A 627-nucleotide genomic window follows, 5' to 3' on the forward strand; every position below is an offset into this window, starting at 1 on the left:
ACCCCTTCCGAGCTGATGCGACAGGCCTTGATCTACGTGGCTGAACGTGGGCAGCTTCCCTTCCGCCCCGTACTCATGACCGAAGAAGATGAAGCCCTGCTCGCAACTGTACGCGAGCGGCTGGCAGCACCACGGCGCGTCAAGGTTTCGCTGGATGACTTATAGCCTTGAATTCGACGACCGTGCGCTGAAGGAATGGCACAAGCTGGGCGATACCATACGGCAGCAGTTCAAGAAGAAATTGAATGAGGTTTTGTTGAATCCTCGCATTGAAGCCAACCGCCTTCACTCCTTGCCGGACTGCTACAAAATGAAACTGCGCAGTAGCGGCTACCGGCTGGTATATCAGGTGATCGACCATGAAATCATGGTGTTTGTCGTAGCCGTCGCCAAGCGCGAGCATGAACAAGCCTATCGAAAAGCGGTTGATCGATTGAAATAGCCTGTACCGCGGTACGGCGCTGCTCATACCATTCGAATGCACCGCGGTACGGCTGATCGCTTTTCGTAGGATGGAATCGCCGGAGGCGCTTCCGTCGGTTACCGCGCACCGGGGCACATCCGTCGCCTAACACCGCAATCGCGCCTGCCCTCCCGAACGTTGGAATACGCCTTCGGCTATTCCAG

General features: G+C 56.5%; 1 protein-coding gene and 1 pseudogene. Both read left to right on the top strand.

From position 1 onward, the window contains the following. Positions 1–165 (top strand): annotated as a pseudogene (locus tag NA637_RS25275) (type II toxin-antitoxin system RelB/DinJ family antitoxin); the annotation flags it as partial. Then, positions 155–442, top strand: coding sequence for a type II toxin-antitoxin system RelE family toxin (locus tag NA637_RS25280; RefSeq protein WP_256075399.1), 288 nt, complete (start codon positions 155–157; stop codon positions 440–442). The pseudogene NA637_RS25275 and the gene NA637_RS25280, both read left to right, overlap by 11 nt. Positions 443–627: the final 185 nt, after the last annotated feature.

The organism is Stutzerimonas stutzeri (genome assembly GCF_024448935.1).
Lineage (GTDB): Bacteria > Pseudomonadota > Gammaproteobacteria > Pseudomonadales > Pseudomonadaceae > Stutzerimonas > Stutzerimonas stutzeri_AO.

Coding starts and splice junctions, on each gene's coding strand:
- NA637_RS25280 (WP_256075399.1), top strand. CDS start 155: ATGACTTATAGCCTTGAATTCGACGACCGTGCGCTGAAGGAATGGCAC.